The sequence below is a fragment of the Streptomyces sp. NBRC 109706 genome, assembly GCF_000974485.1.
In the GTDB taxonomy this organism is placed as follows: domain Bacteria; phylum Actinomycetota; class Actinomycetes; order Streptomycetales; family Streptomycetaceae; genus Streptomyces.
Genome location: NZ_BBOM01000015.1, coordinates 42966 through 59184, shown reverse-complemented (window position 1 = coordinate 59184; position 16219 = coordinate 42966). Strand labels below are relative to the sequence as shown.

Annotated in this window: 1 protein-coding gene and 1 pseudogene; both read left to right on the top strand. The window is 73.3% G+C overall.

Going from position 1 to position 16219, the window contains the following annotated elements:
• Nucleotides 1-6: 6 nt before the first annotated feature.
• A pseudogene (locus AOM46_RS30745) lies at nt 7-4896 on the top strand (type I polyketide synthase); the annotation flags it as partial.
• 50 nt (nt 4897-4946) lie between these two features.
• On the top strand, nt 4947-16040 hold the full coding sequence (locus AOM46_RS30740; protein WP_062218065.1) for a type I polyketide synthase: 11094 nt from the start codon (nt 4947-4949) through the stop codon (nt 16038-16040).
• Nucleotides 16041-16219 lie beyond the last annotated feature (179 nt).

The following is a 16219-nucleotide window of genomic DNA, read 5'->3' as shown; positions in this document are numbered from 1 at the left end:
CGGGCGACGACGGATCTCCACAAGGCGCGCAAGCGGATATCCGATATCGAGGAGCAACTGCGGGAGCCGATCGCCATCGTCGGCATGGCCTGCCGCTACCCGGGCGGGGTGCGGTCCCCCGAGGACCTGTGGCGGCTGCTCGCCGAGGACGGCGACGCCATCGCCCCGTTCCCCACCGACCGGGGCTGGGACGTCGACGCGGTCTACGATCCGGATCCGGACGCCTCGGGGAAGAGCTATGTCCGCGAGGGCGGATTCCTGGACGATGTCGCGCACTTCGACGCCCCGTTCTTCGGGATCTCGCCGCGCGAGGCGCTGGCCATGGACCCCCAGCAGCGGCTGCTGCTGGAGACCGCCTGGGAGGCCGTCGAACGCGCCGGCATCGACACCTCGACCCTGCGCGGCAGCGACACCGGGGTCTTTGTCGGCGCCGGCTTCTCCGGCTACGGCCGGGCGGAGGGCCAGGACGCCGAGGCCATCGAGGGCTATGCCCTGACCGGCCAGGCCACCAGCGTCCTCTCCGGCCGGATCTCCTACACCCTCGGCCTCGAAGGCCCGGCCGTCACCGTCGACACCGCCTGCTCCTCCTCGCTGGTCGCGCTCCACCAGGCCGTCACCGCGCTCCGCGCCGAGGAGTGCTCGCTGGCCATCGCCGGCGGCGTCAATGTGCTGCCGAGCCCCGAGGTCTTTGTCGAGTTCAGCCGGCAGCGAGGGCTCGCCCCCGACGGCCGCTGCAAGGCGTTCGCGGCCGGCGCCGACGGCACCGGCTGGGCCGAGGGCGTCGGCCTGCTGCTGGTCGAGCGGCTGTCCGACGCGCGCCGCAACGGGCACCGGGTGCTGGCCGTGATCCGGGGCTCCGCCGTCAACCAGGACGGCGCGTCCAACGGCCTCACCGCGCCCAACGGTCCCTCCCAACAGCGCGTGATCCGGCAGGCGTTGGCCAATGCCAGGCTGTCGCCGCAGTTGATCGACGCGGTGGAGGCCCATGGCACCGGCACCTCGCTGGGCGACCCGATCGAGGCCCAGGCGCTCCTCAACACCTACGGTCGGGCCAAGGAGGACGACCAGCCGCTCTGGCTCGGCTCGGTGAAGTCCAACATCGGGCACACGGCCGCCGCCGCAGGCGTCGCCGGCGTGATCAAGATGGTGATGGGCATGCGCCATGGCACCCTGCCCGCCACCCTCCATGTCGACGCGCCCTCCCCGCATGTCAACTGGGACTCGGGCGCGGTGCGGCTGCTCGCCGAGGCCCAGCCCTGGCCGGAGACCGGCGAACCGCGCCGCGCCGGCGTCTCCGCGTTCGGCGTCAGCGGCACCAACGCACACCTCATCCTGGAGCAGGCACCCGAAACCGAGGCCGAGGCCGCCGGGAAGAGCAGGACCGGCGAAACCGGCGGGCCGACCGTCTGGCCGGTCTCGGCCGCCGACCCGGAGGCGCTGCGTCAACTGGCCGATCGGCTGGCCACCTTCGCCACCGAACACCCCGAGACATCGACCACGGAGATCGGCCGGACGCTGGTCACCGCGCGCGCCCCTCTCGACCACCGTGCGGTGGTGGTGGGGGAGGGCCGCGAGGCGCTGCTCGGCGGACTCCGGGCGCTGGGGCGCGGCGAGGACGACCCCCGGGTGGTGCGCGGCGAGGTCGGCGAGGGCACCGAACGGGTGGTCCTGGTCTTCCCAGGGCAGGGTTCGCAGTGGGTGGGGATGGGCCTTGAACTGGCTGCGGCGTTCCCGGTGTTCGGGGAGGCGTTGGCCGAGTGTGGTCGGGCGTTGGGGGAGTTCGTCGACTGGGATCTTGAGGTGGCTCTGGGGGATGAGGGGTTGTTGTCGCGGGTTGATGTGGTGCAGCCGGCGTCGTGGGCGGTGATGGTGTCGTTGGCGCGGTTGTGGGAGTCGTTTGGTGTGGTGCCTTTGGGTGTGGTGGGGCATTCGCAGGGTGAGATCGCGGCTGCTGTGGTGGCCGGTGGGCTGTCTCTCGAAGACGGCGCGCGGGTGGTGGCGTTGCGGTCGAGGGTGATCGGGGAGCGGCTGGCCGGCGGCGGCGCGATGGCCTCCGTCGGTCTGCCGGCGGATGCCTTGGAGCTTCCCGAGGGTGTGTCGGTGGCCGCCGTCAACGGACCCGAGTCCACGGTGGTTTCGGGTGATGTGGACGGGGTCGCGGGCCTGGTGGCGCGGCTTGAGGCCGAAGGCGTGTGGGTGCGGCGGATTGCGGTGGACTATGCCTCGCATTCGGCCCATGTGGAGTCCGTCCGCGAGGAGTTGACGAAGGTTCTCGCCGGGATCACCCCACAGACCACGCGTTTCCCGCTGCTCTCCTCCGTGACCGGCGAGATGGTGGATGGCACCGAGCTGGGTGCCGAGTACTGGGTGCGCAACCTGCGGGAACGGGTCCGGTTCGATGAGGCGATCCGGGGTTGGCTGGGCCAAGGAGCCGGCGCCTTCGTGGAGATGAGCGCCCATCCCGTGCTGACCGTCGGCGTCCAGGAGACCGCCGAGGCCGCCGGCGTCGAGGTCGCCGCCATCGGTTCGCTGCGGCGCGACGACGGGGGCCGGCGGCGGTTCCTCCAGTCGCTCGCCGAGGCCGGGACCGTCGGCGCCCCCGTCGACTGGCGTCCCCTGTTCCCCGAGGGGCTGACCACGGTCGACCTGCCGACCTACCCGTTCCAGGGCCGCCGCTACTGGCTTGAGGCCCCGGCGGTCGGCGCGGCCGCCCCCGCCGGACAGGCCCCGCGCGACGAGGTCGAGGCCCGGTTCTGGGACGCCGTGGAACGGGAGGACCTGGCCGCGCTCACCGGCGATCTGGCGCTTGAGGCCGAGGAGCCGCAGCTGGGCCGGGTGCTGCCGGCGCTGGCCTCCTGGCGTCGCCGACACCGCGAGCGCGCCACCACCGACGGCTGGCGCTACCGCGTCTCCTGGCGGACCCTGCCCGAGCCCGAGCGCGCCCAACTCACCGGCATCTGGCTGCTGTTCGTCCCCGAGGAGACCCCGGGCCCCTGGGCCGACGTCGCCGCCGGCGCCCTGGACGAGGCCGGCGCCTCCCTCGTCACCGTGACCGTGCCGGCCGGCGGCACCGGCCGCGATGACCTGAACGAACGGATCGCCGCCGCCGTCGGCGACGACCGCGACTCCGTCGCCGGCGCGTTCTCCCTTCTCGCGCTCGACGAGCGCCCACACCCCGAGCACCCCGGCGTTCCCGTCGGCTATGCCGCCTCGCTCGCGCTGATCCAGGCGCTGGGCGACACCAAGCTCGACGTCCCGCTGTGGTGCGCCACCCGGGGCGCCGTCGCCGCCGGCGCGGGCGAGGGCGTGGCCAGCGCCAACCAGAGCCTGCTCTGGGGGCTTGGCCCCGTCGTCGGCATCGAGACCCCCGAACGCTGGGGCGGCGTGGTCGATCTGCCGGCCGAGCCGGACGAGCGGACCGGACGCCGACTGGTAGCCGCCCTCGCCGGCCTCCGCGACGAGGACCAACTCGCCCTGCGCGCGGGCGGGTTGTCGGGCCGACGGATCGTCCGCGCGACGCTCGGCGCGACCAGGCCGGCCCGCGAGTGGCGGCCGCTGGGCACCGTGCTGATCACCGGCGGCACCGGCGCGCTCGGCGCCCACACCGCCCGCTGGCTCGCCGCCAACGGCGCCCCCCATCTGCTGCTGCTCAGCCGGGCCGGCGCCGAGGCACCAGGAGCCGCCGAACTGGCCGAGGAACTGCGCGAGTTGGGCAGCGAGGTCACCCTGGCCGCCGCCGATATCGCCGACCGGGAGGCGCTGGCCGGCGTGCTCGACGCGATCCCGGCCGACCGTCCCCTGACCGCCGTCATCCACACCGCCGCCGCGCTCTACGACGGCTCGGTCGACGCCGTCACCCTGGACGCGGTCGCCGGCGCCCTGCACGCCAAGGCCCAGGGCGCGCTCAACCTGCACGAACTCACCAAGGACCGGGAGCTGACGGCGTTCGTCCTGTTCTCCAGCTTCTCCACCGCCTTCAGCGCCCCAGGGCTGGCCACCTACACCCCGGGCAACTCCTTCTTGGAAGCCCTCGCCGCCCAACGCCGCGCCGCCGGGCTGCCGGCCACCGCCGTCTCCTGGGGCACCTGGGACGGCGCCGGCATGGCGCAGGGCGCCGTCGCCGAACGAGGCCGCCGGCACGGCGTGTTCACCCTGCCGCCCGCGCTGGCGCTGGCCGCGCTCCAGCAGATCCTGGACCACGACGAGACCAGCACCATCGTCGCCGACCTCGACTGGGAGCGGTACGCGCTGATCTACACCGCCGAACGCCCCACCCGCCGGATGGACGAGGTGCCCGAGGCGCGCCGCGCGCTGGACGCCGCCGAGGCCGCGTCCCACACCGAGCGGTCGGATGGGAGCGGCGGCTCCTCGCTGGTCAACCGGCTGGCGTCGCTGACCGTCGCCGAACGCGAACGGGAGCTGACGGAGCTGGTCCGCACCAACGCCGCCCTCGTTCTGGGGCACGAGTCCGCCGGCTCGGTCGACGCCCAACAGCCGTTCCGGCACGTCGGGTTCGACTCCCTCACCGCCGTCGAACTACGCAACCGGCTCAACGCGGCCACCGGCCTCAAACTGCCCGCCACCCTGGTGTTCGACTATCCGACGCCGAAACACCTCGGCGCACAGCTGGCGACGCTGCTGCTGCCGAACGACTCCGCCGCACAGCCCGTGCTCAGCCGGCTCACCGAGCTGGAGGGCGCGCTGACGGGCCTCACCCCGGACGGCGACACCCACGAACAGATCACCAAACACCTCCAGAACCTGCTGTGGAGCTGGGGTGAGCGGGCGCCCGCGAACGCGCCCACCGAGGAGGGCGACGCCACCACGGAGGTGGACGTGGCCTCGGCGAGCGCCGACGAGTTGTTCAACCTGATCGACGAGCTGGGACAGCCCTGAGTCGTCTCGCCCCCAGAAGAACGATCCCGGCTTCCACTGGAGAAGACACCATGTCGAACGTTCCGCAGCAGAACGAGCAGAAGCTGCTCGACTACCTCAGGCGGGTCACCGTCGATCTCAAGCGGACCCAGGCCGAGCTCCAGACGCTCCAGGAGCGGGAGCGCGAGCCCATCGCCATCGTCGGCATGGCCTGCCGCTACCCGGGCGATGTGCACTCGCCCGAGGACCTGTGGCGGGCGCTCACCGAAGGCGCCGACCTGGTCTCCTCCTTCCCCGACGACCGGGGCTGGGATCTGGGGGCGCTCCATGACCCCGACCCGGACGCCGAGGGCAAGACCTATGTGGAGGCCGGCGGATTCCTGAACGGCGTCGCCGAGTTCGACCCGACGCTCTTCGGGATCTCGCCGCGCGAGGCCCTGATGATGGACCCCCAGCAGCGGCTCACCCTGGAGCTGACCTGGGAGATCTTCGAACGCGCCGGGATCGACCCGCAGTCCGCCCACGGCCGGGACATCGGCACCTTTGTCGGCGCCAACCCGCTCGACTACCACAGCGCCGTCGCCGACACCGCGATGGGCGCCGAGGGCCATCTCGTCACCGGCTCGTCGGCCGCCGTCGTCTCCGGCCGGATCGCCTACTCCTTCGGCCTCACCGGGCCCGCCGTCACCATCGACACCGCCTGCTCCTCCTCGCTGGTCGCCCTCCATCTGGCGGTCAACGCGCTGCGCATGGGCGACTGTTCGCTGGCCATCGCCGGCGGCGTCGCCGTGATGCCCAACCCCGCCGCCTTTGTCGGCTTCAGCCGGCAGCGCGCCCTCTCCGGGGACGGGCGCTGCCGCGCGTTCTCCGCCGAGGCCGACGGCATGGGCCTGGGCGAGGGCGTCGGGCTGCTGCTCGTCGAACGCCTCTCCGAGGCCAGGAGGAACGGGCACCCCGTGCTGGCCGTGATCCGCGGTTCGGCCATCAACCAGGACGGCGCGTCCAACGGACTCACCGCCCCCAACGGCCCGGCCCAACAGCGAGTCATCGAGGCCGCGTTGGCCAACGCCAGGCTCGCCCCCGAACAGGTCGACATGGTGGAGGCGCACGGCACCGGAACCAACCTCGGCGACCCCATCGAGGCCCAGGCGCTGCTCGCCGCCTACGGCCGGAGCCGCCCGGCCGACCAGCCGCTGTGGCTTGGCTCCCTCAAGTCCAACATCGGCCACGCCCAGGCCGCCGCCGGCGTCGGCGGCATCATCAAGACCGTGCTGGCCATGCGCCACGGCCTGCTGCCCAGGACCCTGCACGCCGACACCCCCACACCCCGCGTCGACTGGGACTCGGGCGCCGTCCAGCTGCTCACCGAGGGCACCCCCTGGCCCGACCGGGGCCGGCCGCGCCGCGCCGGCGTCTCCTCGTTCGGCATGAGCGGCACCAACGCGCACATCATCCTGGAACAGGTCACCGACGAGCCGACACAGGACGAGGCACCCGCCGCCGGCGGACCGGCCGCCTGGGTCGTCTCCGGACGCACCCCTGGCGCGCTCCGCGACCAGGCCCGCCGGCTCGCCGACTTCGCCGACGAACACCCCGAGCTCGACCCGGCCAGGGTCGGCCGCGCCCTGGCCACCACCAGGGCCGCCCTCGACCACCGCGCCGTCGTCATCGGCGACGACCACGCCACGCTCGGCGAGGCGCTGCGCCGGATCGCCGACGACGCCCCCGAGCTGGCCGCCGGCACCGCCCTGGGCAGCGTCCACGATGGCGCCGCCCGGCCCGTCTTCGTCTTCCCCGGGCAGGGCTCCCAGTGGCTCGGCATGGCCGTCGAACTCATCGACGCCTCACCGGAGTTCGCCGACGAGTTCCGGCGCACCGCCGCCGCCGTCGAAGCCCTGGTCGACTGGAAGGCCGAGGAGGTGCTGCGCGGCTCGGACGACGAGGCCGCGCTGCAGCGGGTCGATGTCGTGCAGCCCGTGCTCTTTGTCGTGATGGTCGCGCTCGCCGGGCTGTGGCGCGCGCACGGCGTGCGGCCGGCCGCCGTCGTCGGCCACTCCCAGGGCGAGATAGCCGCCGCCGTCGTCGCCGGCGGCCTCACCCTGGCCGACGGCGCCCGGATCGTCGTCGAACGCAGCCGCGTCATCGGCGAACGGCTCGCCGGGCGCGGCGGCATGGCGTCCCTGGCCCTGGGCCGCGCCGAGGTGGCGCGGCTGCTCGCCGACTGGGCAGGACGGCTCTCCGTCGCCGCCGTCAACGGCAGCGGCTCCACCGTGGTCGCCGGCGAGGTGGCGGCACTCGACGGGCTCACCGCCGCCTGCGAGAGCCAGGGCGTGCGAATCCGCCGCATCCCCGTCGACTACGCCTCCCACTCGCCCCAGGTCGACGAGGTCGCCGAGGAACTGCTCGCCACCCTCGCCGGCATCGAACCCACCTCCTGCGAGGTGCCGTTCTACTCGACGGTCGACGGCGCCCCGCTGGACACCGCGACGCTGGACCCCGCCTACTGGGTGCGCAACCTCCGCCAGCCCGTCGAGTTCGCCGACATCACCCGGCTGCTGGTCGACGAGGGCTTCCGGATCTTCATCGAGTCGAGCCCGCACCCGGTGCTGGCCCTGGCCGTGGCCGAGACCGCCGGCACCGAGGCCGTCACCGTCGGCTCGCTGCGCCGGGGCGAGGGCGGCCCCGACCGTTTCCTGCTCTCCCTCGGCGAGGCGTGGGCGCACGGCGTCGACGTCGACTGGCCGACGCCCGCCGGCCCGGCCGTCCCCACGCTGACCGGACTGCCCACCTACCCGTTCCAGCACGAGCGGTACTGGGTCGAGGCCGTCGACGACGATATCCGGCAGGCCGTCGGCGCCCCCGATATCGTCGAGTCCCGCTTCTGGGCGGCCGTCGAGAACGAGGACCTGTCCGCGCTGGCCGAGACTCTGGACTACGACGCCGACCAACTCGCCACCCTGCTCCCGGCGTTGGCATCCTGGCGGCGCCGCAACCAGGAGCACGCCGCCCTCGACGGCTGGCGCTACCACCTGACCTGGCAGCGCGTCACCAAGCAGGCCCCCGGGAAGGCCGGCACCAGGCTCGACGGCAGTTGGCTGCTCGCCGTGCCCGCCGACGTCGACCACCCCTGGATCGAGGCGGCCGAGCCGGCGCTGCGCGCGGCCGGCGCCGACGTCCGACGGCTCACCGTCCCCGAAGCCGCCGACCGCGCCCAACTCGCCGAACTCCTCCGACCCGCCCTGGCCGACGCCGAGTTCGGCGGCGTGCTGTCGCTGCTCGCCCTCGACGAGCGCACCGCCCCGGGCGCGCCCGCCCTCACCGCCGGCACCCTCGGCAACCTCGCTCTGCTCCAGGCGCTCGGCGACCGCGAGCTGACGGCCCCGCTCTGGTGTGCCACCAGCGGCGCGGTCTCCGTCACCGCCATCGAAGACCTCAACCACCCTGCGCAGGCCGACAGTTGGGGCCTCGGCCGGGCCGCGGCCGTCGAGTACCCGGGGCGCTGGGGCGGCCTGGTCGACCTGCCGGAGACCGCCGACGAGACGGCCAGGGACCGGCTGGCCACCGCGCTGAGCGGCGCGCTCGACGAGGACCAGGTCGCGGTGCGCGCCGAAGGGCTGCTGGCCGCCCGCCTCACCCGCGTCCCCAGGATCGACGACGCGCCGACCGCCGGCTGGCGACCGCCCAGGGGCACCCTGCTGATCACCGGCGGCCTCGGCGGCATCGGCACCCATGTCGCCCGCTGGCTGGCCCGCGAGGGCGCCGACCATCTGCTGCTCACCGGACGGCGCGGCGCCGAAACCCCGGGCGCCACCGAACTCGCCCGCGAGCTGAACGAGTTGGGCACCAAGGTGACCATCTGGGCCTGCGATGTGTCGGACCGCACCGCCGTCGCCGACCTGCTGAAGGCCATCCCGGCCGCCCAGCCGCTGACCGGCGTCTTCCACACCGCCGGCACCCTGGACGACACCATCATCGACACCCTCACCCCCGAACGGGCCCAGGGCGTCGCCGAGGGCAAGTCCCTGGCCGCACGCCATCTGCACGAGCTGACCGAGGGCCACGACCTGGCCGCCTTCGTCCTCTTCTCCTCCTTCGCCAGCCTGCTGCCCAACGTCGGCCAGGCCAACTACTCGGCCGCCAACAACTTCCTGGACGCCCTGGCCCTGCACCGCCGCCACCGAGGCATGCCCGCCACCTCCGTGCTCTGGGGCTCCTGGGGCGGCGGCGGCCTCACCGACGGCGAACTCGGCGACCGGCTGCGGAACGACGGCGTCCCCCCGATGGACCCCCGACTCGCCGTCGCCGGACTCGCCCGCGCCCTCGCCGACGACGAGGGCCTGCTGGTCGTCGCCGACGTCAACTGGGAACGCGCCGCCCCGGCGGCCGTCAGCGTCCGGCCCTCGCAGCTGCTCTCCACCGTGCCCGAGGCCAGGCGCGCCATCGCCGCCCGCGACAAGACCGGCGAGGACACCGGCGCCGACTCCGAGCTGACCCGCAGGCTCGCCCCGCTCAGCCCCGCCGACCGGGACCGCGAACTGGTCTCCCTGGTCCGCGCCCAGGCCGCCGTGGCGCTCGGCCACACCGACAACGAGGCCGTCTCCGGCAACCGCCCCTTCAAGGACCTGGGCGTCGACTCGCTGATCGCCGTCAACCTGCGCAACAACATCAGCCGCGTCACCGGCCTCCCGCTGCCGGCGACGCTCGTCTTCGACCACCCAACGCCGGCCGAACTGGCGAAGTTCCTCGGCGGGAAGCTGTTCGGCGACGCGGCCGACCCGGCCCCGGCAGCGCCGCGTGCCGCGCTCGCGCCGGTGGACGACGACCCGGTCGTCATCGTCTCCATGGGCTGCCGCTTCCCCGGCGATGTGCAGAGCCCCGAGGACCTGTGGCGGCTGCTCGCCGAGGGCGGCGACGCCGTCGCGGACTTCCCCACCGACCGGGGCTGGGACGTCGACGGACTCTACGACCCCGACCCCGAGGCCCCCGGCAAGACCTATGTCCGCCAGGGCGGCTTCCTGCACGACGCGGCGCTCTTCGACGCCGGGTTCTTCGGGATCTCCCCCCGCGAGGCCCTGACCATGGACCCCCAGCAGCGGCTGCTCCTCGAAACCTCCTGGGAGACCCTGGAGCGCGCCGGCATCGACCCGACCTCCCTCAAGGGCCAGAGCGTCGGCGTCTTCGTCGGCGGCGGACACCGAGGCTATGTCGACGCCGACGGCGATCTGCCCGAGGGCTCCGAGGGCTTCCTGATGACCGGCAACGCCTCCAGCGTCATCTCCGGCCGGATCGCCTACACCCTCGGCCTCGAAGGCCCGGCCGTCACCGTCGACACCGCCTGCTCCTCCTCGCTGGTGGTGCTCCACCAGGCGGCCCAGGCGCTCCGCCACGGCGAATGCGATATGGCACTGGTCGGCGGCGTGGTGATCATGCCGGACGTCGATGTGTTCGTGGAGTTCAGCCGCCAGCGCGGCCTAGCCCCCGACGGCCGCTGCAAGGCGTTCTCCGACAACGCCGACGGCACCGCCTGGGCCGAGGGCGTCGGCGTGGTCCTCGTCGAGCGGCTGTCGGACGCGCGCCGCAACGGGCACCGGGTGCTGGCCGTCGTCAAGGGCTCGGCGATGAACCAGGACGGCGCGTCCAACGGGCTGACCGCGCCCAACGGCCCCTCCCAACAGCGGGTCATCCGGCAGGCGTTGGCCAACGCCGGGCTGACGCCCCAACAGGTGGACGCCGTCGAGGCGCACGGCACCGGCACCTCGCTGGGCGATCCGATCGAGGCGCAGGCGTTGATGGCGACCTATGGCCAGGGTCGCGACGCGGACCGGCCGCTGTGGCTGGGCTCGGTGAAGTCCAATATCGGCCACTCCCAGGCCGCCGCCGGGCTCGCCGGCGTCATCAAGACGGTGCTGGCCATCGAGCACGGGGTGCTGCCCAGGACGCTGCATGTCGATGAGCCGTCCACCCATATCGACTGGACCGCCGGCGCCGTCGAGCTGCTGACCGAGGCCAGGCCCTGGCCGGAGACCGGCGAACCCCGCCGGGCCGGCGTCTCCTCCTTCGGCTTCAGCGGCACCAATGTGCATGTGATCCTCGAACAGGCCCCGGCGGAGGAGAAGCCGGAGCCGATGACCGAGGTCACGCCTCCGACGGTTGTCCCGTGGGCGTTTTCGGGGCGTTCGGGTGTGGGGTTGCGGGCGTTGGCGGGTCGGTTGGGTGGGTTGTCGGGTGTGGGGGCGGTTGATGTGGGGTGGTCGTTGGGGGTTTCGCGTGCGGTGTTTGAGCATCGGGCTGTGGTGGTGGGTGCTGGTGTGGGTGAGTTGGTTGAGGGTGTGGGTGTGGTGGCTGGTGGTGGTGAGGGTGTTGGTGTGGTGTCGGGTGTGGCGCGTGGTGTGGGTGGTCGGGTGGGTGTGGTGTTCGCGGGTCAGGGTGCGCAGCGTTTGGGGATGGGTGGGGAGTTGTATGGGGCGTTTCCGGTGTTTGCGGAGGCGTGGGATGAGGTGGTTGGGGTGTTGGGTGGTTTGTTGGATGGTGATGTGAGTGGTGTGGTGTGGGGTGGGGATGAGGGGTTGTTGGGGCGGACGGATTGGGCGCAGCCGGCGTTGTTTGCTTTTGAGGTGGCGTTGTTTCGGTTGGTGGAGTCGTGGGGTGTGGTGCCGGATGTGGTGGTGGGTCATTCGGTGGGTGAGATTGCTGCGGCGTGTGTGTCGGGGGTGTTGTCGGTGGCTGATGGGTGTCGGTTGGTGGTGGCGCGTGGTCGGTTGATGGGGGCGTTGCCTTCGGGTGGGGCGATGGTGGCGGTGGGTGCGTCGGAGGGTGTGGTGCGGGAGGTGTTGGCGGGCTTTGACGAGGGTGTGGTCGGGATCGCGGCGGTCAACGGGCCTTCCTCGGTGGTGGTTTCCGGTGCGGAGGCCGCTGTTTTGGAGATTGGGAGGGTGTTTGAGGAGCGGGGGGTGCGGACCCGCGGGCTGAATGTGTCGCATGCGTTCCATTCGCCGTTGATGGAGCCGATGTTGGCGGAGTTCGGTCAGGTGGTGGCGGGGCTGAGTTTTGGTGACAGCTCACGTTTCACGGTGGTTTCCACGTTGACGGGGGAGCGGATCGGTGCCCGGGAGTGGGGTACCCCGGAGTACTGGGTGCGGCATGTCCGGGAGGGCGTCCGATTCGCCGACGCCGTCGGCGTGTTGGTGGGCGCGGAGGGCGTGCGGCATGTGGTGGAGATCGGTCCGGACGGCACGCTGTCCGGAATGGTCGGCGAATGCCTGACCGTTCGCGACGAGGGCGCGCCCTCCGTTTCCGTTTCGGCTCTGGGGCGGCGTAAGCGTCCTGAACTCGCGGGCGCTTTGGAGGGGTTGGCGCGGGCCTGGGTGGCGGGTGTCGAGGTCGACTGGTCCGCTGTGTGTGTGGGTGGGCGTCCCGTCGAGCTGCCGACCTACCCCTTCCAACGCGACCGCTACTGGGTACGGCGCAGCTCCGCCGGGGCCGGCGCCGTGGGCGATGTCGGGCTGCGGCCCGCCGGGCATGAACTCCTGGGCGCCGCCGTCACCATGGCGGACGGCCGGGGCGTGGTGCTCACCGGGCGGCTGTCGCCCGCCGTGCAGCCCTGGCTCACCGAACACCAGGTGGGCGGCGCGGTGTTGCTGCCCGGGACGGCCTTTGTCGATATGGCGATCCGGGCCGGGGACGAGGTGGGCTGCGGCCGCCTTGAGGAGCTGACCCTCCAGACTCCGCTGGTCATCCCCGAGCGCGGCGGCGCCCGGCTCCAGGTCGTCGTCGGCGAGCCGGACGAGCAGGGCTTCCGCACCTTCTCCGTCTACAGCCGGGAGGACGACGCCGCCGACTTCGGCGACGACGAGATCTGGACCTGCCACGCCACCGGCAGCCTCACCGCCTCCGGCCGGCCGGATGTCGAGGAGCTGACGGTCTGGCCGCCGGCCGGCGCCGAGGAGATCGAACTCGTCAACTTCTACCTGAGGTTGGCCGAGTTCGGCACGGTCTACGGCCCGCTCTTCCAGGGGCTGCGGTCCGCCTGGCGACGCGGCGAGGAGATCTTCGCCGAGGTCGCCCTGCCCGACGGCACCGCGACCGGCGGCTTCGGCCTGCACCCGGCGCTGCTGGACGCGGCGATCCACCCGGTGGCGCTGCGGGTCGCCGACCCGACACAGGCCGACGACCGGGCCTGGCTGCCGTTCGCCTTCAACGGCGTCGAACTGCATGCCTCCGGCGCCGCCATGCTGCGGGTCCGGATGACGCCCAAGGGCGGCGGCGTCGACACCATGGCACTGACCGTCGCCGACGGCTCGGGCCAACTCGTCGCCACCGTCGACTCGTTGGTGCTGCGCCCCATGTCCAAGGACGCCCCGAGGGACGCGGTCGTCGGCTCCTACGCCCTGTTCCGTGTCGACTGGGTGCCGGCCGGCGAGCCGGCGGGCCGGGCCGCCGCACGGGTCGCGACCGTGCGGAACGCGGCCGAGCTGGCGGCGCTCGCCGACGGGACGACACCCGAGCTGGTGATCTGCCCGGTGCCGGCCGATGTCGATGTGCGCGGCGCCATCGACCACACGCTGCCGCTGGTCAGGTCCTGGCTTGCCGAAACCCACTGGGACGACGCCCAGTTGGCGTTTGTCACCCGACACGACGTGCCGGCGCACGCCTCGGTGTGGGGGCTGGTCCGCTCCGCGCAGAGCGAGAACCCGGGCCGGTTCCTGCTGGTGGACTCCGACGCGGAGGCGCCCGCCGAACGGCGGATCGCCGAGGCCCTGGCCACCGGCGAGACCCAGCTGCGGCTGCGCGGCGACGGCACCCTGGTGCCCCGGCTGGCCCGGGTCGCCACCTCCGACACGCTGGAGCCGCCGACCGAACGGGCCTGGGGCCTGTCGGTGCGCGGCGGCTCCGGATCGCTGGAGGACCTGGAGCTGGCGCCGCTGCCCGCGCCGCGTCCGCTCGGCGCGGGCGAGGTCAGGGTCGCGGTGCGCGCCGCCGGGCTCAACTTCCGTGATGTGCTGACCGCGTTGGGCATGGTCCCGGCGCACGATGTCACCGCGCTGGGCGGCGAGGGTGCCGGCGTCGTCCTCGACGTCGGCCCCGGGGTCACCGGGCTCGCCCCCGGCGACCGGGTCTTCGGCATCGTGCCGCAGGCCAACGCCACGGTCGCCACCACCGACCACCGGGTGCTGGTGCCGGTGCCCAAGGACTGGTCCTTCGAGGAGGCCGCCTCCGTGCCGGTGGTGTTCCTCACCGCCTGGATGGGCCTGGTCGAACTCGCCGACGTCCGCCCCGGCGAGCGGGTGCTGGTGCATGCCGGCGCCGGCGGCGTCGGCATGGCCGCCATCCAGCTGGCCCGCCATCTGGGCGCCGAGGTATTCGCCACCGCCAGCCCGGGCAAGTGGGACGTGCTGCGCCAACTCGGCCTGGACGACGCCCATATCGCCTCGTCCCGCTCGCTGGAGTTCAGGGACGCCTTCCTCGCGGCCACCGACGGGCGCGGCGTCGATGTCGTACTCAACTCCCTGGCCAGGGAGTTCGTGGACGCCTCGCTCGAACTGATGCCGCGCGGCGGGCGTTTCCTGGAGATGGGCAAGACCGATATCCGCTCCGCCGACAGCATCACGGCGGGCCATCCCGGCGTCGACTACCGGGCGTTCGACCTGATGGAGTCGCCGGTCGACGCCATGGGCGGCTGGCTGCGGAAGGTGCTGGAGCTGCTGGAGAGCGGCGCGCTGGAACGGCTGCCCGTCCGCTCCTGGGACGTGCGGCACGCGCCCGAGGCGTTCCGCTTCGTCAGCCAGGCCAAGCACATCGGCAAGGTGGTGCTGCGGGTGCCGCGCGGCTGGGAGCCCGAGGGCACCGTGCTGATCACCGGCGGCACCGGCACCCTCGGCCGCCTGGTGGCCCGCCATCTGGTGGTCCGGCACGGGGTGCGTCATCCGCTGATCGTCAGCCGCCGGGGCCCACGCGCCGAGGGCGCGGCCGAACTCATCGCGGAACTCACCGAGTTGGGCGCCGAGCCGCGCATCGTGGCCTGCGATGTCTCCGACCGGGACGAGCTGGCCGCGCTGCTGGCCTCGGTGCCGTCCGAGCATCCGCTGAACGGGGTGGTGCACACCGCCGGCGTGGTCGACGACGGCGTCGTCGGCTCGCTCACCACCGAACAGGTCGAACGGGTCATCCGCGCCAAGGTCGACTCGGCCACCCATCTCGACGAGCTGACATCGGGCATGGACCTGTCGCAGTTCGTGCTCTACTCGTCCGTCTCCGGGCTGCTCGGCGGCGCCGGCCAGGCCAACTACGCGGCGGCCAACACCACACTGGACTCCATCGCGGTGCGCCGCCGCGAGCGCGGCCTGCCCGCCGTGTCGATGGCCTGGGGCCTGTGGGAGGCCGCCAGCGGCATGACGGCCGATCTGGGCGAGAGCGACCGGGCCAGGGTGGCCCGCGCAGGGCTGCGGCCGATGGCCTCCCAGGAGGCGCTGGCGCTCTTCGACGCGGCGATCGCCAGCGACGAGCCGGTGGTGGCACCCGTCCAACTGGACCTCGGCGCCGTCAAGTCGCTGGCCGCCGCCGGCGGGGTGCCGCATATGCTGCGCAACCTGGTGCGGGCCCCCGCCCGCCGGGCCGCCGGCGAGGCCACCACGGCCGCCGACGCGGAGAAGCTGCGCGGCCGGCTGGCCGGCGCCTCAGGACCCGAGCGGCGCACCATCCTCACCAAGCTGGTGCGGGAGCAGGCCGCGCTGGTGCTGGGCCACACCGATCTGGCGGGGATCGGTGCCGACCAGCCGTTCCGCGACGCCGGCTTCGACTCGCTGACGGCCGTGGAACTCCGCAACCGGCTGACCGCCGCCACTGGGGTGCGGCTCGCCGCCACCACCGTCTTCGACTACCCCAAGCCCGTGGAGCTGGCGGAGTATCTGCTCACCGAGATGGCGCCCGAGGACGCCGCCGAACAGCGGGAGGCGATCGACCCGTTCGAGGAGCGGTTCCGCGCCGCCCTGGCCGCCACCCCGGTGACCGCGTTCCGCGACGCCGGCGTGCTGGGCATCCTCAGCCGCCTCGTCGGCCTGGAGGACGCGGCGGGGGAGAAGCCGGCGGAGGAGAAGCGGGACGCGGCGGCCTCGCTGGCCACCATGGACGTGGCCGACCTCGTCAGCCGCGCCCTCAACAAGGGCTGAGCCGACGGTGGTTCGGGTCGCCCGCGCCGGGCAACGCGCGGGCGACCCCGGGGTCGGAAGGTCTGGGGCCCGGCTGGGGCGGACCCCGGGCCGCCGCGCTCCCGTCGGCGCCCAGAATCGCTGCTGTGGCCACCCAGGATCGCCCAGGGGTCCGGTGGCCGCGCGGGCCGTGCCCGCAC

Bases quoted from the DNA above. Each gene is read 5' to 3' on its own strand.
- AOM46_RS30740 (WP_062218065.1), top strand. From the start codon at position 4,947: ATGTCGAACGTTCCGCAGCAGAACGAGCAGAAGCTGCTCGACTACCTC.